Here is a 16,468-nt window from a genome sequence, read left to right as displayed (position 1 = left end):
AAAACGAACTTCAAAACAAACTCCAAAAGACAAAAGAGGAAGCGCAGCCCGGTTTAATGGCTGCCTTCCTCTTCTCGGTTTAGCTGGTTACTTCAATAAATTTTCTTTCATAGTCTGATAAGCCTCTGAGTCGATTTCGCCTTTGGCATAACGCTCGTTCAGGATGGCCAGAGCACCATCGACTGAGCCGGTACCGCCTGGGACAGCGCCGCCGACATGAGGTGCCGGTTCGGTGCGCCTGAGTTTCGGAACGAGATAACGAATGACCAGAAAGATAATCAAGCCGAGGATCAGGAGTCTGAGAAGCCCAAAGCCCATCATCCACATTGGGTTGAAATCCCGAAATGATCCCATGCCGCCGAAGCCGTTATAGCCGCCTCTAAAGCTGCTGAACGCGTTGAAGCAGGATGACAACATTACTATGCACCTCCTTTACTTACCCTAAGTATAAAGGAGGAATGTGTAGGAATTATGAAGGGGGCTGAAGCGGGAGCGTGACCGTAAAGGTCGTCCCTTCCCCGGCCGGGCTGTGAACCTCAATGCGCCCGTGGTGAGCGTCCACGATCAGTTTGACAATGGTCAGGCCTATGCCGCTGCCGCCGGTCTCCCTGTGACGCGACACGTCCGCCCGGTAAAACCGGTCAAAGAGATATGGCAGATCCTCGGGTGCGATGCCCGCCCCGCTGTTGAAGACCTTCAAAAACGCTTCGCTGCTGCCGATGGTTCCGGTTTCCACATGGATGCGACCGCCGTCCGGTGTGTATTTAACGGCGTTGGACAGAAGGTTGACTAAGACCTGTCTGAGGCGGTGGGCGTCACCGACCATCGGCAAAGAAGAGGCAATGTCGGAGGTTAAGGTCTGAGCGCGGGTCATGGCATCCGCTTCAAAGAGGGTCAGGGCGTCGCGGGCTATTACGCTGAGGTCAATCTCATCATAGGTGAGCAGAACGGCGTCGTCCTCCAGATCCGCAATCTCACGGAGACGTTCCACCAGGCCAATCAGGCGCTCGGTTTCACTGCGGGCGACGAGCAAGCGGTCGGGCGTCGCTTCAAAGATACCCTCCAAAATGGCGTCCAGCTGGCCTTGGATAATGGTCAGGGGCGTCCGCAGCTCATGAGCCAGGTCCGAGGTCAGTCGCTTTCTGATTTCGCTTTGGTGAGACAGAGTCTCGGCCAGATCGTTGACCGCGCCGGAAAGCTCGGTCAGCTCGCGGACGGATTGCCGTTCTTCAGCCCGCCTTCCAAAATGTCCGTTTCGAATGCTCTTCGTGACCTCGGTGAGGTTGACAATGGGACGGGAGAGCAGCTTGGACAGATAGGCGGACAGCAGCCCGGAAAGACCGAGGGCAATAGCCAGGGACATGAGAAGGGAGCGGTTGACGCCGGAAGTAAAGTCCAGCTCGGCCGTGTCAACAGAAAAGGTAGACGGATAGACAAGTTCTACCTTACCAATGGTTTCGCCGTTCACCATTATGTCTTCAACGACGTTTGTACCGTCATAGAATCTGGACTGAAAGAACATGGCATTTCTGCCCATGCGCCGCATCATGTTCTGATGAAAGCTGACGCGATCCGCCCGGAGCTGGCTGTTCAGCACCATGAGCTCCTGTGTGTCATAGATCCTGAAACTGAATTCATCCGTGCCCGGGTAAGCCAGCAGCATGGTCAGGGTTTTACCTGTCCAGCCGTCATTCAGCTGATAAACACGAGAGGCGTAGTCGGAAAAATCGCTGGCACTTTGGAGCTGGACGGCTTCCTTGTAATTGTAAAAGGTGCCGTATAGAGCCGCGTTGGTGAGGAGCAGCGCGGTGAGGCCGCTGACCAGGGCAGAGGCCAGCAGAAATCGCGTCAGGCGTCCTCTGAGTGTATGCTTCATGATGAGCCCCCCTCAAAGCGATAGCCGAGGCCATAAACTGTGCGGATATATTTGTGCTCGACATCATCAATTTTCTGACGGATGTTTTTGATATGGACATCAATGGTCCGGTCGCTGCCGTCATAATCATAGCCTATGGCGCGCATGATGAGCTCATCCCGGGAGAAGAGACGGCCGGGATGCCGGGCCATCAGTCCCAGAATTTCAAATTCCATGGGGGTCAGAGGCAGGACCAGTCCATGGCGGGAAGCGGTTTTGCGGTCGAGGTCGACCTCGAGGTGCCCCTCGCCAAAAATAAATTGTTCCGCAGGAATTGCCTGATGAGACTGACGTCTCAGCAGGGCTTTGACCCTGGCCACAAGGATTTTGCCGTCAAAGGGCTTGGTGACATAGTCGTCCGCCCCCAGGTTGAGGCCCTGGACAATGGAGTCCCGGTCGACCTTGGCGGTCAGCATCAGGATGGGCGTATTATTTTTAAGCCGGATCTGCCGGCAGATCTCCTCGCCGGTGAGGTCAGGGAGCATGAGGTCCAGGATCACCAGGGAGACCTCTTCCTCCCGGAAAATCTCCAGGGCCTCCTGGCCGCGGGTGGCGCGGCGGGTCTGGTAGCCCTCTTTTTCGAGATAGGCGCAGACGATATCGAGTATTCTGGGCTCGTCGTCGACGACGAGGATGAGTTCGGATTTCATGTTGAATCGCCTCCAGGGATTGAGGGTTTGTTTAGATTATAGCATGAAATTATGAGCGAAATATGTGCGACTTCTGAGGATTCAATTTGCCAATTTTTAGTCCCGGACGTCTGGACAGATGTCGCTGGCAGCGGTATGATAAAGGCAAAAGGAGGCGTAACGATGAGACCAAATGAAATCAACTGGAGCCAGTTGGGTTTTGGGTATATGAAAGCCGACTGGCGCTTTCGTTCATTCTGGAAAGACGGCAAATGGGATGAGGGTGGCTTGTTCGACAGTGACAGAATCACCATCAGCGAGGCATCCACCTCTCTCCACTATGGACAGCAATGTTTTGAAGGTTTAAAAGCCTATACGGCAAAGGATGGCAGCATCCATCTTTTCAGACCGGACGAGAATGCGAAGCGGATGCAGGCGACCTGTGACCGCATACTTATGCCGCACTATGAAACCGAGAAATTTATTGAGGCCTGCAAGCAAGTCGTCAGAGCCAACCGTGAATGGGTACCGCCTTATGGCCATGGCGCGACGCTTTATCTGCGCCCATTCCTGATTGGAATTGGCGACAACATAGGGGTCAAGCCTGCGCCTGAATTTTTATTCAGCGTTTTCTGCATGCCGGTAGGCGCTTACTTTAAAGCGGGACTTGCGCCGGTTAAATTCATTGTCACGGATTATGACCGCGCGGCGCCAAATGGCACAGGTGCTGCCAAAGTCGGCGGCAACTATGCCGGAAGTCTGCTGCCTCATGAATTAGCGGCGAAGCAGGGCTATGCGGATTGTATCTACCTGGATCCGGCCACCCATACGAAAATTGAGGAAGTCGGCGCAGCCAACTTCTTTGGCATCACCAAGGACGGCGTCTTCGTCACACCAAAATCACCGTCCATACTTCCGAGCATTACCAAGCTCTCTCTGATTCAGATCGCCCGGGATTACCTCGGCATGAAGGTCGAAGAGCGCGACGTGCTGATCGACAATCTGGATGAGTTTGCAGAAGCCGGCGCCTGCGGCACTGCAGCGGTCATTACGCCAATTGCGTCCATCACTCACAAAGGCAAAGAAACGGTGTTCTTCAGTGAGACTGAAGTTGGACCGGTTACGCGCAAGCTTTATGACACGCTGACGGGCATCCAGTTTGGCGAGATTGAAGCCCCTAAAGGCTGGATCTACGAAGTTGAATAAGAAAAATTAAGTCAATAACCCGTGAGCGGCGCCAGCTGCCCACGGGTTGTGTCTGTTTAACAACTGAAAGCTGGAGGCGTATGGAGATGTCAGAGATGAGTCAACTGCAAGCAGCATCCGCTGTGGATCAAGTTCTTGGCAAAGCCCTTGAGACCTGGGAAAACGAATACCCCAAAATTCGCAGCATCAGACGCTATGAAGAGGTATTCTGGAGCAATCAAAATCTGAAGCCTGTCGAGGAAGCGATCCTTGAATCGGGGATTACCCTGGGGGATATTCAGTCTGCAGCGCATAGACTAAAGCGCTTCGCCCCCTTCTTCATGGAGGCGTTCCCTGAGACGCGAGGCACTAAGGGCCTTCTGGAATCGAAAATTCGCCGCGTCGAGGCATTTCAGGCTGAACTTGAGAAGACACCCTATGCAGTGCCTTTTGGCCGATTGATGCTCAAACTCGACAGCCATCTGCCAATATCGGGATCAATCAAGGCCCGGGGCGGCATCTATGAAGTTTTGCAGCACGCGGAGCAGCTGGCGGTGGAAGCGGGACTACTGACCCCTGGCATGAGCTACGCTGCGTTCGCGGAGCCAAGGTTCAAGAAATTTTTCTCTGACTACAGCGTCGCGGTGGGTTCCACCGGTAATCTGGGACTCAGCATAGGCATCATCAGTGCCGCGCTGGGCTTTAAAGCCCAGGTGCACATGTCCTCGGATGCCAAGGCCTGGAAAAAAGCGCTGCTGCGCCAGAAGGGCGTGGAAGTGTTCGAATACGATTCGGATTACAGCGTTGCGGTGGAACAGGGGCGAAAGGAAGCAGAAAAGGATCCCAAAACCTATTTTGTGGATGATGAAAACTCTATAAACCTTTTTCTGGGATACGCCGTGGCCGCCCTGCGCCTGAAGACTCAGCTGGATCAACTGGGCTTTACGCCCTCCGAATCCTCTCCGCTGTTTGTCTATCTGCCTTGCGGAGTCGGCGGTGGTCCCGGAGGCGTCGCCTTTGGCCTCAAGATGCTCTTTGGCGAACATGTCCACTGCTATTTCGCTGAGCCGACCCATTCTCCCTGCATGCTTCTGGGCATGATGACCGACCGGCATGACGCTGTCAGCGTCCAGGATTTTGGCCTGGACAACAGGACTATTGCCGATGGTCTCGCCGTCGGACGTCCTTCCCTGTTCGTAGGGAAAGTCCTGAGACATCTTTTGGATGGTGTCTTCAGCGTCACAGACGAACACATGCTGTCAGACCTGGCCCGGATGGCGGACGCTGAGTCCCTTCGCCTGGAGCCTTCCGCCCTCGCGGGCATCAGCGGACCGTCCTGGCTGAAACGGGACACGGCCGTCTATGAGGCGCTGCTTGAGCAATATACGCCGGAAGCCCTCAGTCAGTCGATCCACCTTGCCTGGGCAACCGGCGGGAGCATGGTGCCGGAAGAGGTTATGGAAAAAGATATTGAAAGTGGCAGGCAGCTGTATCAAAACAGCTCATGGTCGGCTCATTCCGGCAGATCCAATTCCGGTACGTCCCATGAATCCCCATCCATGCAGATTGTATTGGATGAAGGTCTGGATACATCAGAAGAAGATCAAATCAGAGACGAGGCTTTAATCGGCGAGCGGCTATGGAATTATAACCTTCAGAGCTGGCCAACTCATGTTGAAAAATCCAGGATACTCAGACTCTTTCTCAGAACAGCAGAAGGCGAGCTGCTGGGTGGATTGATCGGTAAAATCTACAGAAGCGCTTTGTTCGTGGATAAACTTTTCGTTGAGGACGCGCTTAGGGGCCAGGGATGGGGAGAGCGACTTCTGAATCGCGCAGAATCGATAGCCAGGAAAGAAGGCGCGGTATTTGCCCATCTGGATACGTTCAGTTTTCAAGCGCCGGACTTTTATGAAAAACTGGGCTACAAAGCGTTTGGAATTCTCGATGATTACCCGGATGGACTGAAGCGCTATTTTTATAAAAAAACCTTGTAGCTTAACTCCCCTAATGCTTCGACGGAGAAAAGAAGGGAGGGATCTGTGATGTCCCGTTGTCCTTGGTGCTTGTCTGACCCCATCTATATAGATTATCACGATCATGAATGGGGTGTTCCGGTTTATGAGGATCGACTACATTTTGAGTTTCTGGTGCTGGAGTCTGCGCAGGCCGGTCTCAGTTGGCTGACCATTCTGAGAAAGCGCGACCACTACAGACGTCTCTATGAAGGCTTTGATCCGGTTAAAGTGGCAGCTTTCGGGCCTTCTGAAATTGAGCGGATGATGCAGGATCCGGGTATAGTTCGTAATCGCAAAAAGATTGAAGCATCCATATTGAATGCCAAGATCTTTTTGGAAATCCAGCATGAATTCGGCAGCTTTTCAAACTACCTGTGGCGTTTTGTGGAAGGGAAGCCTCTGATTCATTATCCCAAAACTTTGGAAGAAGTGCCTTGTGAGAATGAGGTATCTGATGCCGTCAGCCGGGACCTCAAGTCCAGAGGGATGAAGTTTGTGGGCACCAAAATAATCTACGCCCACCTCCAGGCGACAGGGCTCATCAATGACCATTTGGTATCCTGTGCCCGTCATGACATTGTTCAAAGGTTGTCCAAATGAGAGTTCAAGAGGGCAAGATCATCAAGGGTAAGGCGGTGGGTTCGCCTGCTGCTGTCTCTGAGACGGACAGTGCCGGAGGGATTAAGGCTGGGAAAGAAAAACCAAAGGTGGTCAGGCTTTTTATTGGTCTTGAGTTGCCCCCTGCAGTAAAAGTCCGCGTCCATAAGATGGCCGGACCAGTGCTGTCGCGAATTCAAAAGGGCAAATTGACAGACGCAGACAATTATCATCTAACGGTGTTCTTCATTGGAGAAGTCACCGAGGAAGCGGTGGCCGCCTGGAAAGAATGCGTGGCAGAGGCGGCTGAAGTCAGTGATGCCTTTGAACTGACCCTTTGTAATACCGGTTTTTTCTCCAGGAAGAATCGCAAGATTCTATGGTTTGGGTCTGAGGCTTCAGACCGGCTGGAGGCTTTATACAAACACGTCATGGCCGCAGCGGATAAGACTCTGTTTACTCTGGGAAAACCCGCCGTTTCAACGCAGCCCGGCGCGAGCAGGCCCTTCAGACCCCATGTGACACTGGGTCGTGAAATCGTGGCGGAGGATGACGCGGTAACCCTCCGTACGGAGAAGATCAAGGTTCGCATTGAGACCCTGACGTTGTTTGAAAGTAAGAGAATTTCCGGCCGGCTGGTGTATGTGCCCATTGCAATAGGCCGGCTTCGGGAGCGCCTATGAGCTTTTTAGAGCAGATACCAAATGAACTCTATATAATTGCCATGTCCATGATGCCAGTTGTTGAGCTCAGAGGCGCGATTCCCCTTGGGGTATCCCTGGGTTTTTCAACGCTTCACAGTACCGTTCTAGCGATCATTGGAAATTCAGTGATCGTGCCGGTTCTGCTGCTCATCATTGAGCCCTTGTTCGCGCACATGAAGCGTCTGGAACAGCTTAGGGGCTTTGTGGAACGCCTGGAAGTCCGTGCTGCATCTAAGGTACAGAATTACAGGAAGTACAGACTGCTGGGGCTTTTTATTCTGGTGGCGATCCCAGTGCCAACCACAGGGGTATACACAGGCTGCATAGCGGCGGTGATCCTGAGGATTCATCCCCGCAATGCCTCTATAGCCATCATTGCCGGCGTGGTTGCTGCTGGCATTATAGTCTTTATGGTGACGGAGCACATCCTCTTTTGAAGTCTAGCCCAAAAGAAAAGGGAGCATGACGACGCCATGTTCCCTTTTCATCCGCAAAAAAAGAAGAAAGGGCATAAGCCCTTTCCTCGTGATCTTAATTTACTTTTTGAATCAAGGTGCTATTCCAAGTAGAACAAGGAACAGACTTTTGTCTCAAAGTTTGAATAAGACGAAGTGTGGTTCTTCGGAAATTAGAGTCTGCTGACGTTAGCAGCTTGAGGACCCTTTTGACCTTGAACGATCTCGAACTCAACTGCTTGGCCTTCTTCAAGAGTCTTGAAGCCTTCGCCTTGGATCGCAGTGTAGTGAACGAAAACGTCGTTGCCGCCTTCAACAGTGATGAAGCCGAAGCCTTTTTCCGAGTTAAACCATTTTACTGTTCCTTTTTCCATTTCAAATTCCTCCAATGAATTAAAATTTACAAGTATGATTCTATCAGTCAGGGTTAGAAATGTCAATGCAGAATTCGAAAATATTGGAAAATTCATTTCAGATTTTATGTTGGCTCAGAAAGTGATAATATAAATAATATAGGAATTCGCAGACGCAGCAGCCATCGGGAAACTCTTATAGCGAAGACCGACCGCTGGTAAAACTGGAAATCCTAAACATGCATGACCGCAGAGCAGCAAAATGACAAAAGGAGGGTCGTGATGCATCCGAAACCGGATACATCGCATCATGATGGACAGAGCGCTGATAGGCGAAATGACTTATTTAATTCCTTTGACAGCAGAGGATCTGGCGGACCAGCTGACAGATCCTGGACGGACTGCCAAGCGGTATGATCTGAGAGGCGCGCTTGAGGCGCCGGATGAGCATATGTCAAAAATACTGGAAATCAAGCTGATGAAGATGAAAGAGGCCCCGGATCTCGCCATTTTCTCTGCCTATTTTTTGATTGTAGCGCTGGAGGGACATGAAATTTTGGGCACTATAGGGTACAAAGGCCCACCGGATGAGGATGGCACCATAGAGGTTGGCTATGGCATCCGTCGAGAGTTCAGAGAAAAAGGTTACATGACGGACGCGCTGAAGGTATTCACGGCCTTTGGACTCACCTTGCCGGGGGCGAAAAAAATAATAGCTTGTACGAATAAAGACAACGCCGCGTCGATCCGCGTTCTTGAAAAGTCAGACTACAAGCGAATTTACACCGCTCCAGACCTCTATGTCTGGCGTTATCCCGCGGAGGAACAAGAGGATGAAGCGACCACATCGTGATCCCGAAAAAAGCCTGAAGATCATCTGCAAAGCCTGCACGGCAAAGTGCCGGATGATCTATGAGCCGGAGAACGGGATTGTGAAAGGCAATAAATGCCCCAGAGGCGAGTCCTTCGCGAAAGCCTACCATCCGGATGCGGTCAAGTTCAGGACCTATCTGGTCCCGGTAGAGAACGGCCTCATGAAGCGTATGGCGGTGCGCACGGAGGCGCCCATCGGCGAAAGTCTTTCGGAAGTGATTGAGGCCGCGCTGAAGCCTGAAACAGTCAAAGCGCCCGTGGAAGCTGGCGCTACTGTATTCAGGAACGTCGGCGGCAGCGGCGTGGACCTGGTTGCGACGAGGAAGATGCCGGCCCGGTCGGTTATTAAAACACCTGAGTTCAATGACTAAAAAATCGAGACCCATTGAAAGCACCCGTTTAGTAGTTCATTCCGGAAATAACTGTGCAATAAAAAATGAATTATAAGCCTGAATTTTGCCAGCAGGTTTTACGTTCATTTGCATAGATATTTCAAGAATGCTGTACTAGTTCAGCCTGCAACAAACTACCCTTGAATGCCAGACCTGTCAAGCGAACAACATCGTTAGACAGGTCTTTGTTTTGGGTATGAAATACGCGAGGTGAGCTTATGACTCAATTTGAGACGTTCAATAGCCTGGTCGGTGCCGAGGATCTCGAAGGCGCTATCCTGGCCGCTGTCCACTATGCGGATTCCGAAGAAAGCCTCTCTGCTTTTCTTCGCGAAGGCATTGCCCATAGCATGAGCTCCATCCAAGGATGGACAAGGGATGGCGGCGCAATCTGGAAAGAGCACATTCGAAGTGAGATTCTGGATTTGGTTCTTGCCAATCTCAGGCTCAATATAGAGGCGTTTTATCAAAAAAACAAAAAAGGCGCCGCACCCATAGTCGTCGTCTGTCCAGACGGCGAAACCCACATCCTTGGCGCCAAGGTCACTACGTCCCTGCTGCGGATCAAAGGGTTCAATGCACGCTTTATTGGCGCGGACCTGCCGGCGGATCAGCTGCTGTTATTGGTTGACAGCGTCAAACCGGCAGCTTTAGTGTTTAGTGTCACGCACCATTATAACCTTTTGGCGTTAAAAGATGCTGTTGGCCAGCTCAGAGGAAAGTTCCCGCAGCTTTTGATCGCTGCAGGCGGCGCTTCCCTCAGGCACAATGCGGACGCTTTTCCTGAGGTCAGTGTGGTCTCGAATCATGAGGCGTTGTTTGAAATGATCCGAGGTGAGCTCAGATGAGGCTGGCGTCCTATTTTGCCATGAGATTTATAAGAAGAACCAAGGTGCAGTCCGCTTTGATTGTGGCCGGCTTGACTATGGGCGTCGCGGTGCTGGTGATAACGACCTGGCTCGTCGAAGGGATGCGCGCCGCAGTGGACGAGACCTATGCAGGGCATATTCCGCACGTTGTGGTGAGGCAGCTCAGAGGAACGACGGAAGGTGCGGAGGATCTTGTTGGGCTTGAGGAAACCATCGGCAAAGCACTGCCTGGGCTTGGTGCTATGACGCCAACGCTGGATCAGCAAGTGGTGCTGAAGCTGCCGGCGTCCGGTCAGGCGACTGCGGGTGACGTGCCTCTGACGGTGCGGGGCCTGAAGCTTGACCTTGCTGGGGATCTCTACCCGCTGGGAAGCGCCATGATTAGTGGGAGAACCTTTAACGAGGGCCGTGAAATTGTCGTGGGGACTTTGCTTGCGGAGCGCTTGTCGCTGGAGGTTGGCGATGCGGTGAGTCTGGAAAATGGTCAGGGAAAAACGGCAACTTTTAATATTGTTGGCATTTTTGACTTGAAGCTTGAAGAAGATAATGCCTCAATGGCTTATGTGGATTTGTCCGCTCTGGAGGCGGCGTTTGGGCTGGCAGAGACCGCAGCGCAAATTGAGCTGCAGCTGGAGGACGCTTTTAAGGCAGGCGAAGCGTCGCTGGCGCTGGCAACTGTACTTGTCCGGCCGTCCCTCGAGATCAAAAGCTGGGAGACGACCCATGCGCAGCTGTTTGAGGCCGCAACCCTGCAGCGCAGTGCCATAAGACTGTTGATGATCGCAGTGACGCTGATTATTTTCGTGGGGACGGTGCTGATCCTGTCTTTGTCCGTCTATCAGCGCTCTGTCCAGCTGGCGGTGTTTAAGTCCCTTGGGCTTCTCAGCGGCCAGGGGGGGATGGTGTTTGCGCTCTATGCTTTCTACCTGTCGCTGTTTGGGGTCTTTGGAGGAATTGCGGCGGGGTCCGGGCTTATTCGACTCTATAAGACTCAGTCTGTGCTGGGTGTGAGCGCTTATCAGCAGGTGCCTGAACTCAGCCTGATCAGCCTGAGCCTGTCCCTGGCGGTGCTGCCGCTGGCTTCGGCAGTGGCGGCAAACGGCGTGGCACGGTGGGTGGACCGCAAAGATCCTGCGGAGGTGATTAGGCATGGGTAACAGTCAACCATCGGCATTATCACTTTCCGGGGTTGTTAAATCCTTTGGAAAAAACAACGAGAAGCGAGTGCTGTCCGGCATTGACCTGTCTTTTGCCGATGGTCAGATCACCACAATCTCCGGACCAAGCGGCGCAGGCAAGAGTACGCTGCTTCAGATCGCCGGGTTGTTGCTGACGCCGGATCAAGGGGACGTCTTGGTGCGTGAGCGGCGTGTTTCAGAGATGACGGGGGCGACACGCGGGCGGTATTTAAGGCAGGAACTCGGTTTCGTTTTTCAGCGTCCGGCCCTGATTCCGGAATTTAACGTGCTGGAGAATGTGCTGCTGCCAGATCGGATTCTTAACGGCAAAGTGGAGACTTCCGGCTTACCTTATGCCAAAAAATTGATTCTCGAAGCCGGGTTGTCCGGCTGTGAAGCCGAGTACCCTTGGGCACTCTCTGAGACCCAGCAGAAAACGGTGGCCCTGGTCAGGGCGCTGGTCAACATGCCGTCGATTCTTCTTATCGATGAGCCTGTGGCAGGGATGGATGAGCGCTCGGCTGAGGTCGTGATCCGTCTGATTTGGCAGGTCCATGAGAAGTTCAGGACGACCTGCATCATGATCAACAATGAGAGAAGCCTGGCGGAGCGGTCCGACAGGATCATCGAGCTGCGGGAAGGCCGGGTGTTCGCGGATTTTAGAAGAGGATTTTAAGGCGGGGGAAGACGAGGGAAGTCGAGGGAAGTCGAGGGAAGACGGGGGAAAACGTGGGAAGAGGGGGAAATGGAAATTAGGATGAAAGGGTCCTGTTTCTGGTTCAACTTCTTCCCTTTAACGCGTGAACGAGGTATAATAATTAGACATGCAAATTTGTAATGAGTTTCGATTGCTTTGGGAGGTTGACATGAAACCGACACTATATCTGGATTTTGACTCGACCATTGTCAATTCCGAACGCGCTTTTTGCGCGGTCTATAATCAGCAGTATCAGCATTTTGAAGAGTTTGTGCCGGCACATGAGGAGCATGCAGGAGATTGGGTGTTCCGGCATGCGTGTCCGCTCATTCATCAGCGCTGCGCGGATCCTGTCGCAGAAGTGCGGCGGATCTTTGGACTTGAGGACTTTTTCAACCACCTTGAATTTTACGATGGCGCCTTTCAAACCATTCAGACACTGAAGTCCGACTACGAAATAGTCATTTGTACCTCGGCTTCCCCTGAGAACGGATCTAAAAAGGTGATGTGGATTGAACAGCACATGCCCTTTGTGGATGAGATCATCATCTTGGTCAATAAATCCAACAATGGAGTAGGCAAAGGCCGTGTTCACATGCTGGAGCCGGGAGCGGTGTTTGTGGATGACCACCCGACCAATTTGCGGTCCACTGAGGCTCAGCGGAAAATTTTGTTTAATTACAACGGCAGGATTACGGATTATAACCGTGGCTGGGACGGCGAGGCAGTCAGCAGCTGGTCGGAATTGTATGAGCGGCTGAAGATGAAGGGATAGACGAGAAAAACGCGCTCCCGCCGTGTTTCGGGAGAGCGCGCTTGTTGGGCGTTTTGTGCTGTTGGATTGTGACCCTGCATAGTAACCATAGCGTAGTGACTTTGTATAGTGACTATATTGCGGTGGTTGGCAGCCTTACAAAAGGTCGATTTTTGCTGCCAGAATGAAGTCGTTGTAGGACAGGCCTTTAATCTTATGGGTCATCAGCCTGACGACGACGCGGCCCCAACTCAGTTCAAGGTCGGGGTGATGGCCTTCTTCTTCGGCCAGAAGACCAATTCTGTTGACGAATTCCAGGGCGCTGACGAAGTCCTTGAATTTAAAGCGGCGTTCCAGCTGCTTGTCATCAAGTACTGCCCAGTCGCTGTGAAGCTGTGGCTTCAGGCGCTGGATTTCATCCGCCTCAAGGGGCGGGGTGTCAATGGTGCAAGGAATACATTGTTTTGCCAGTAAGACTTCCATGAGGAACCCTCCTCGTAAGATGCGTGGGTGTATAGTTTGAGTGATATCTCATTTATACACCTTAGAGGCTTGAATTAAACAGTGAGCGCCCTGCGCTCGGGTGAGGGGCTGTGGAACTTGACAGGAAAAAAATTTTTTTTAACAAGAGGAGAATTTTCATGAGTCGAAATCCTATTCTCAATGCTGCGCTGAACGCGGCACTCAGTAAAGTTGGCGCGGGGGACCGGATCGCGGTCATAGCCGCGCGCTTTCCGGCGCCAGAGGGCGTAGAGGTCATTGACCTTGCGCTTTGTGACGGTGTGCCGTCCTTTAAAACCACTTTTGAGTTGTTGATGTCTCAACTGGACGTTGACCAGATCACCAGGACTGAAGAACTGGAAAAGGCAGATTCTGAGGCGAAAAGCTATATTGAAAGCCTGGCTGAAGTCAATGACGCTAAAATGGAAGCGCTGACCTACCGTCAATTTAAGATCCTCGCAAAAAGCGCCCGCTTTGCAGTAAGGATTGGTGAAACTGAAGTTCAAGCCAGTGTCGTTTTGAGGGAAAGAGAAGTTTAAAGAGAGAGCATCATTAATGTAAACCGAAAATTAAAATAGGTTGACAATGGAGAACCGGGGTTTTATACTCGAATTGTCAACTAATTCTACTTTGGAGGTTTACAATCATGACAACCACAAATGCTGCCAACCGTACAAACTTATCCCTTCGCGATATGATGCTGGTGTCCATGTTCACTGCGATTCTCGCTGTTCTGGCTTACGTCGCCGTCCCGCTGCCTTTTTCACCGGTGCCGGTTACAGGGCAGACTTTTGGAATCATGCTCATTGGTCTCCTGCTTGGGAAAAAGCGCGGCGTTATGGCCGTTACACTTATGCTGCTCCTGGGTGCGGCTGGCGTACCTGTTTTTTCAGGCGGACGCGCCGGCTTGTCCATTTTAGTAGGTCCGACAGGTGGCTATCTTTTTAGCTGGATCTTGTCGGTTGTCGTTATTGATGCGTTGAAATCCAAAATTCAAGGATTTAAAGGTGCAGTGATCGCATCACTTGTCGGTGGGGTTCTCGTCGTTTATGCCATTGGGGTACCTTGGCTGGCAATGTCCACAGGCATGACTCTGAGTGCAGCTTTCATTGCGGGCGCTATGCCATTTCTGCCGGGGGATCTTTTTAAAGTTGCCATTGCGGCCATAACAGCATCACGCATGCCAAAAAATTTATTGCAACAGTAAGGCGTCGTTTTGTTCTTCACAGTCAGACTTGACAATGCTGTCTGGCTGTGGAGTCCAGAGCCGGAAATTTCTGCTCATGGCGCCTTAAATACAGCTTAGACAATTCATATGAGGTGAATCATGGGTAAAATTATACTGGTAATATTGACTGCGGCGCTTGGCATTTGGATGATTTATATCGCGCTCCAGATCAAACAGGGGGGGAAACCCCAGTACGGCAGCATTGGCCAGCGGATCAGATATGAAGACGCTGTGAGTCAGACGTTATTTTTAGAAAAAACAAAGCGATACCATCTGATCATAGGCCTTGGTTTTGTCGGTGTTGCCCTGGCAGCCTGGTTGATTGCCAAGCCGGCTGTGGTACTCTTTCTGTATCTGATTTATGCGGCAGGGATTAATTTTGCCAGAGCGCACATTGAGAATCAGCTGCTGGAAACGGACACTGACACGGAGGCGCGCTCATGAACAAAAATCAGGTAAAAGCTGATTTGGCACTGCTCATTGTGACCATAGCCTGGGGTGTGTCTTTCCTGCTGACGAAAAATGCGCTTGTCGGACTTGAGACCTTCAACTTTCTCGCAGTCCGGTTTGGCATTGCGACGTTCATTTCGGTCATAATTTTTTTGAAGGATATGATCCGGATGAGCCGAAAAACTTTGCTTCTCGGCATAGGCGTCGGTTCTGTGATGTTCGCGGCTTATGCCCTTCAGACCGTGGGAATTACTATCACGACGATCTCAAAATCTGCCTTTATTACGGGCACCAATGTGCTGATGGTACCGCTGTTCATGGCGCTTTTTCTGAAGCGTATCCCGGACAGGTCCTCGCTGCTTGGTGCTTTCATGGCGTTTGCAGGTCTTGGCTTGATGACACTGACTGGGGGAAGCGCTGAGGTTGGCGCTGCCGGCAGCCTAAACCTGGGAGATTTGCTGACCCTCATTGCTGCGGCAGGCTTTGCTCTCTACATTCTTGCAGTAGGCAAATACACCACGCAGGTTGACTCGATCCCCTTTGCCATTGTGCAGCTTGGAACTGTAGCTGTTTTCAGCGGCATCACTTCCTTGCTGTTTGAAACGCCAATTATACCAACAGGCAGTGAGACCTGGTTTGCCATCCTGTTTTTGGCCATAATCTGTACATCTTTGGCGTTTATTGTTCAAAATGTAGCGCAGAAGTACACCACTTCAACCCACGCCGCACTGATCTTTTCCGGCGAGCCGGTTTTCGCGGCCATGTTTGCCTATGTGATGATTGGTGAAGTCCTGGGCAGAAACGGCGTCATAGGCGGCGGTCTCATTTTGGGCGGGATGCTGGTGGCTGAACTCAACCTCGTTCAAAAATTCAGTAAACGGCAGCGATCTTCGGAGGCGACGTAATGTTGATTCATAATAGGGAAGAAAAAGTAGTGCTGGTGAATGAGGACAATCAGGTTCTCGGAACTATGGAAAAGCTGGAAGCCCATCAAAAAGGCCTTCTTCACAGGGCTTTTTCGGTACTTCTGTATAATGACGCGGGGGAGATGCTGATTCAGAGGCGTGCCCTTGGGAAATATCACACACCTGGTCTTTGGACCAATGCCTGCTGCAGTCATCCCAGAGAGGGGGAAGCTGTCATCGCGGCCGCGTCCCGTCGATTGAGGGAAGAGCTGGGGATCGTAATGCCGCCGAATGCCCTTCAGGTCATGGGACATTTTATTTATAAGGCCACCTTTGACAATGGCCTTACGGAGCACGAATACGATACCATGGTCACTGGTCGTTTCGACGGGGAAGCAGATCACCTCAATCCTGAAGAAGTGGAAGCTGTCCGCTGGATTGACATGGAGACGCTGAAGCTTGAGATCGAAGCTCATCCGGAGAAATTTACGCCTTGGTTTAAAGAAATAATTAAACGCGTTTAAATTATTTGAATTTTAAGGGAAAGCAGCCCTGGAAGAGTGGGTTGCTTTCTGTGATTATTGACAAAAAAATTGGAAGGAAGGCGGTGTCTGACACCGCCTTCCTTCCTCTGCTTCGCTGGCGTAAAATCCTCCAAACCATTGAAAATTCAATCGGGACACAAAGCGTCCCGACCTGCACCCAAATAGTTACAATTTGTAGAATTATTCGAAAACTTGTGACCTTTCTATAAAGTGAAGATAT

The 16,468-nt window shown here is 51.7% G+C and carries 21 protein-coding genes; 16 read left to right on the top strand and 5 right to left on the bottom strand.

Going from position 1 to position 16,468, the window contains the following annotated elements:
* Positions 1 to 87: 87 nt before the first annotated feature.
* The 3 genes from AC4PHM_RS06425 to AC4PHM_RS06415 are packed head-to-tail and all read right to left on the bottom strand — an operon-like array spanning position 88 to position 2,565.
* Complete coding sequence (locus tag AC4PHM_RS06425; RefSeq protein WP_492020074.1) at positions 88 to 417, bottom strand: SHOCT domain-containing protein; 330 nt, start codon at positions 415 to 417, stop codon at positions 88 to 90.
* Positions 418 to 469: 52 nt separating this feature from the next.
* Positions 470 to 1,876 carry a sensor histidine kinase gene (locus AC4PHM_RS06420; RefSeq protein WP_492020073.1) on the bottom strand — a complete coding sequence of 469 codons (1,407 nt, stop codon included), beginning with the start codon at positions 1,874 to 1,876 and terminating at the stop codon, positions 470 to 472.
* Entirely contained in the window at positions 1,873 to 2,565 is a 693-nt protein-coding gene (locus tag AC4PHM_RS06415) for a response regulator transcription factor (protein ID WP_492020072.1), read from the bottom strand. The genes AC4PHM_RS06420 and AC4PHM_RS06415 overlap by 4 nt, the downstream gene beginning before the upstream one ends.
* A 162-nt stretch (positions 2,566 to 2,727) precedes the next feature.
* Here AC4PHM_RS06415 and AC4PHM_RS06410 point away from each other — a divergent pair, with 162 nt between their 5' ends.
* From AC4PHM_RS06410 to AC4PHM_RS06390, 5 genes are all read left to right on the top strand, one after another.
* Positions 2,728 to 3,750, top strand: a complete 1,023-nt coding sequence (locus AC4PHM_RS06410) for a branched-chain amino acid aminotransferase (RefSeq protein WP_492020071.1) — start codon at positions 2,728 to 2,730, stop codon at positions 3,748 to 3,750.
* Between the two features lie 95 nt (positions 3,751 to 3,845).
* Positions 3,846 to 5,726 (top strand): D-serine ammonia-lyase, encoded by a 1,881-nt coding sequence (gene dsdA, locus AC4PHM_RS06405; RefSeq protein ID WP_492020070.1) that lies wholly within the window; start codon positions 3,846 to 3,848, stop codon positions 5,724 to 5,726.
* 48 nt (positions 5,727 to 5,774) lie between these two features.
* The gene (locus AC4PHM_RS06400; RefSeq protein WP_492020069.1) at positions 5,775 to 6,347 is read left to right on the top strand and encodes a DNA-3-methyladenine glycosylase I; all 573 of its coding nucleotides are present in this window, start codon (positions 5,775 to 5,777) and stop codon (positions 6,345 to 6,347) included.
* On the top strand, positions 6,344 to 7,027 hold the full coding sequence (gene thpR / locus AC4PHM_RS06395) for an RNA 2',3'-cyclic phosphodiesterase (protein WP_492020068.1): 684 nt from the start codon (positions 6,344 to 6,346) through the stop codon (positions 7,025 to 7,027). The genes AC4PHM_RS06400 and thpR overlap by 4 nt, the downstream gene beginning before the upstream one ends.
* Positions 7,024 to 7,485: a COG2426 family protein gene (locus AC4PHM_RS06390; RefSeq protein ID WP_492020067.1), complete on the top strand. Its 462-nt coding sequence runs from the start codon at positions 7,024 to 7,026 to the stop codon at positions 7,483 to 7,485. The genes thpR and AC4PHM_RS06390 overlap by 4 nt, the downstream gene beginning before the upstream one ends.
* A 191-nt stretch (positions 7,486 to 7,676) precedes the next feature.
* Here AC4PHM_RS06390 and AC4PHM_RS06385 read toward each other — a convergent pair whose 3' ends face one another.
* Complete coding sequence (locus tag AC4PHM_RS06385; RefSeq protein WP_092592578.1) at positions 7,677 to 7,877, bottom strand: cold-shock protein; 201 nt, start codon at positions 7,875 to 7,877, stop codon at positions 7,677 to 7,679.
* Between the two features lie 289 nt (positions 7,878 to 8,166).
* On the opposite strand from AC4PHM_RS06385, the gene AC4PHM_RS06380 reads away from it, so the two are divergent.
* From AC4PHM_RS06380 to AC4PHM_RS06355, 6 genes are all read left to right on the top strand, one after another.
* Positions 8,167 to 8,709, top strand: coding sequence for a GNAT family N-acetyltransferase (locus AC4PHM_RS06380; protein WP_492020066.1), 543 nt, complete (start codon positions 8,167 to 8,169; stop codon positions 8,707 to 8,709).
* Positions 8,690 to 9,100, top strand: coding sequence for a DUF1667 domain-containing protein (locus AC4PHM_RS06375; RefSeq protein WP_492020065.1), 411 nt, complete (start codon positions 8,690 to 8,692; stop codon positions 9,098 to 9,100). The genes AC4PHM_RS06380 and AC4PHM_RS06375 overlap by 20 nt, the downstream gene beginning before the upstream one ends.
* Positions 9,101 to 9,339: 239 nt before the next feature.
* Positions 9,340 to 9,969, top strand: coding sequence for a cobalamin B12-binding domain-containing protein (locus AC4PHM_RS06370; protein WP_492020064.1), 630 nt, complete (start codon positions 9,340 to 9,342; stop codon positions 9,967 to 9,969).
* On the top strand, positions 9,966 to 11,147 hold the full coding sequence (locus tag AC4PHM_RS06365) for an ABC transporter permease (protein ID WP_492020062.1): 1,182 nt from the start codon (positions 9,966 to 9,968) through the stop codon (positions 11,145 to 11,147). Before AC4PHM_RS06370 ends, AC4PHM_RS06365 begins: the two co-directional genes overlap by 4 nt.
* Positions 11,140 to 11,844, top strand: coding sequence for an ABC transporter ATP-binding protein (locus AC4PHM_RS06360; RefSeq protein ID WP_492020061.1), 705 nt, complete (start codon positions 11,140 to 11,142; stop codon positions 11,842 to 11,844). Before AC4PHM_RS06365 ends, AC4PHM_RS06360 begins: the two co-directional genes overlap by 8 nt.
* Before the next feature lie 190 nt (positions 11,845 to 12,034).
* Positions 12,035 to 12,640: a 5' nucleotidase, NT5C type gene (locus AC4PHM_RS06355; protein WP_492020059.1), complete on the top strand. Its 606-nt coding sequence runs from the start codon at positions 12,035 to 12,037 to the stop codon at positions 12,638 to 12,640.
* 135 nt (positions 12,641 to 12,775) lie between these two features.
* Here AC4PHM_RS06355 and AC4PHM_RS06350 read toward each other — a convergent pair whose 3' ends face one another.
* Positions 12,776 to 13,102, bottom strand: coding sequence for a 4a-hydroxytetrahydrobiopterin dehydratase (locus tag AC4PHM_RS06350; protein WP_492020058.1), 327 nt, complete (start codon positions 13,100 to 13,102; stop codon positions 12,776 to 12,778).
* A 158-nt stretch (positions 13,103 to 13,260) separates the two neighbouring features.
* Here AC4PHM_RS06350 and AC4PHM_RS06345 point away from each other — a divergent pair, with 158 nt between their 5' ends.
* The 5 genes from AC4PHM_RS06345 to idi all read left to right on the top strand — a co-directional run bounded on the left by AC4PHM_RS06345 (position 13,261) and on the right by idi (position 16,227).
* Positions 13,261 to 13,659 carry an RbsD/FucU domain-containing protein gene (locus tag AC4PHM_RS06345; protein WP_492020056.1) on the top strand — a complete coding sequence of 133 codons (399 nt, stop codon included), beginning with the start codon at positions 13,261 to 13,263 and terminating at the stop codon, positions 13,657 to 13,659.
* A 107-nt stretch (positions 13,660 to 13,766) separates the two neighbouring features.
* Positions 13,767 to 14,327: a biotin transporter BioY gene (locus AC4PHM_RS06340; protein ID WP_492020055.1), complete on the top strand. Its 561-nt coding sequence runs from the start codon at positions 13,767 to 13,769 to the stop codon at positions 14,325 to 14,327.
* 120 nt (positions 14,328 to 14,447) lie between these two features.
* On the top strand, positions 14,448 to 14,792 hold the full coding sequence (locus tag AC4PHM_RS06335; RefSeq protein WP_492020054.1) for a hypothetical protein: 345 nt from the start codon (positions 14,448 to 14,450) through the stop codon (positions 14,790 to 14,792).
* The gene (locus tag AC4PHM_RS06330) at positions 14,789 to 15,703 is read left to right on the top strand and encodes a DMT family transporter (RefSeq protein WP_492020053.1); all 915 of its coding nucleotides are present in this window, start codon (positions 14,789 to 14,791) and stop codon (positions 15,701 to 15,703) included. Before AC4PHM_RS06335 ends, AC4PHM_RS06330 begins: the two co-directional genes overlap by 4 nt.
* Positions 15,703 to 16,227 carry an isopentenyl-diphosphate Delta-isomerase gene (idi, locus tag AC4PHM_RS06325; protein WP_492020052.1) on the top strand — a complete coding sequence of 175 codons (525 nt, stop codon included), beginning with the start codon at positions 15,703 to 15,705 and terminating at the stop codon, positions 16,225 to 16,227. Before AC4PHM_RS06330 ends, idi begins: the two co-directional genes overlap by 1 nt.
* Positions 16,228 to 16,468 lie beyond the last annotated feature (241 nt).

The organism is Acidaminobacter sp. QWL-03, assembly GCF_058683855.1.
This window is presented reverse-complemented; position numbering and strand designations above follow the sequence as displayed.

Bases quoted from the DNA above. Each gene is read 5' to 3' on its own strand.
- AC4PHM_RS06390 (WP_492020067.1), top strand. From the start codon at position 7,024: ATGAGCTTTTTAGAGCAGATACCAAATGAACTCTATATAATTGCCATG.
- AC4PHM_RS06380 (WP_492020066.1), top strand. From the start codon at position 8,167: ATGATGGACAGAGCGCTGATAGGCGAAATGACTTATTTAATTCCTTTG.
- AC4PHM_RS06410 (WP_492020071.1), top strand. From the start codon at position 2,728: ATGAGACCAAATGAAATCAACTGGAGCCAGTTGGGTTTTGGGTATATG.
- AC4PHM_RS06375 (WP_492020065.1), top strand. From the start codon at position 8,690: ATGAAGCGACCACATCGTGATCCCGAAAAAAGCCTGAAGATCATCTGC.
- AC4PHM_RS06420 (WP_492020073.1), bottom strand. From the start codon at position 1,876: ATGAAGCATACACTCAGAGGACGCCTGACGCGATTTCTGCTGGCCTCT.
- AC4PHM_RS06340 (WP_492020055.1), top strand. From the start codon at position 13,767: ATGACAACCACAAATGCTGCCAACCGTACAAACTTATCCCTTCGCGAT.
- AC4PHM_RS06350 (WP_492020058.1), bottom strand. From the start codon at position 13,102: ATGGAAGTCTTACTGGCAAAACAATGTATTCCTTGCACCATTGACACC.
- idi (WP_492020052.1), top strand. From the start codon at position 15,703: ATGTTGATTCATAATAGGGAAGAAAAAGTAGTGCTGGTGAATGAGGAC.
- thpR (WP_492020068.1), top strand. From the start codon at position 6,344: ATGAGAGTTCAAGAGGGCAAGATCATCAAGGGTAAGGCGGTGGGTTCG.
- AC4PHM_RS06415 (WP_492020072.1), bottom strand. From the start codon at position 2,565: ATGAAATCCGAACTCATCCTCGTCGTCGACGACGAGCCCAGAATACTC.
- AC4PHM_RS06365 (WP_492020062.1), top strand. From the start codon at position 9,966: ATGAGGCTGGCGTCCTATTTTGCCATGAGATTTATAAGAAGAACCAAG.
- AC4PHM_RS06355 (WP_492020059.1), top strand. From the start codon at position 12,035: ATGAAACCGACACTATATCTGGATTTTGACTCGACCATTGTCAATTCC.
- AC4PHM_RS06400 (WP_492020069.1), top strand. From the start codon at position 5,775: ATGTCCCGTTGTCCTTGGTGCTTGTCTGACCCCATCTATATAGATTAT.
- AC4PHM_RS06330 (WP_492020053.1), top strand. From the start codon at position 14,789: ATGAACAAAAATCAGGTAAAAGCTGATTTGGCACTGCTCATTGTGACC.
- dsdA (WP_492020070.1), top strand. From the start codon at position 3,846: ATGAGTCAACTGCAAGCAGCATCCGCTGTGGATCAAGTTCTTGGCAAA.
- AC4PHM_RS06360 (WP_492020061.1), top strand. From the start codon at position 11,140: ATGGGTAACAGTCAACCATCGGCATTATCACTTTCCGGGGTTGTTAAA.
- AC4PHM_RS06370 (WP_492020064.1), top strand. From the start codon at position 9,340: ATGACTCAATTTGAGACGTTCAATAGCCTGGTCGGTGCCGAGGATCTC.
- AC4PHM_RS06425 (WP_492020074.1), bottom strand. From the start codon at position 417: ATGTTGTCATCCTGCTTCAACGCGTTCAGCAGCTTTAGAGGCGGCTAT.
- AC4PHM_RS06345 (WP_492020056.1), top strand. From the start codon at position 13,261: ATGAGTCGAAATCCTATTCTCAATGCTGCGCTGAACGCGGCACTCAGT.
- AC4PHM_RS06385 (WP_092592578.1), bottom strand. From the start codon at position 7,877: ATGGAAAAAGGAACAGTAAAATGGTTTAACTCGGAAAAAGGCTTCGGC.
- AC4PHM_RS06335 (WP_492020054.1), top strand. From the start codon at position 14,448: ATGGGTAAAATTATACTGGTAATATTGACTGCGGCGCTTGGCATTTGG.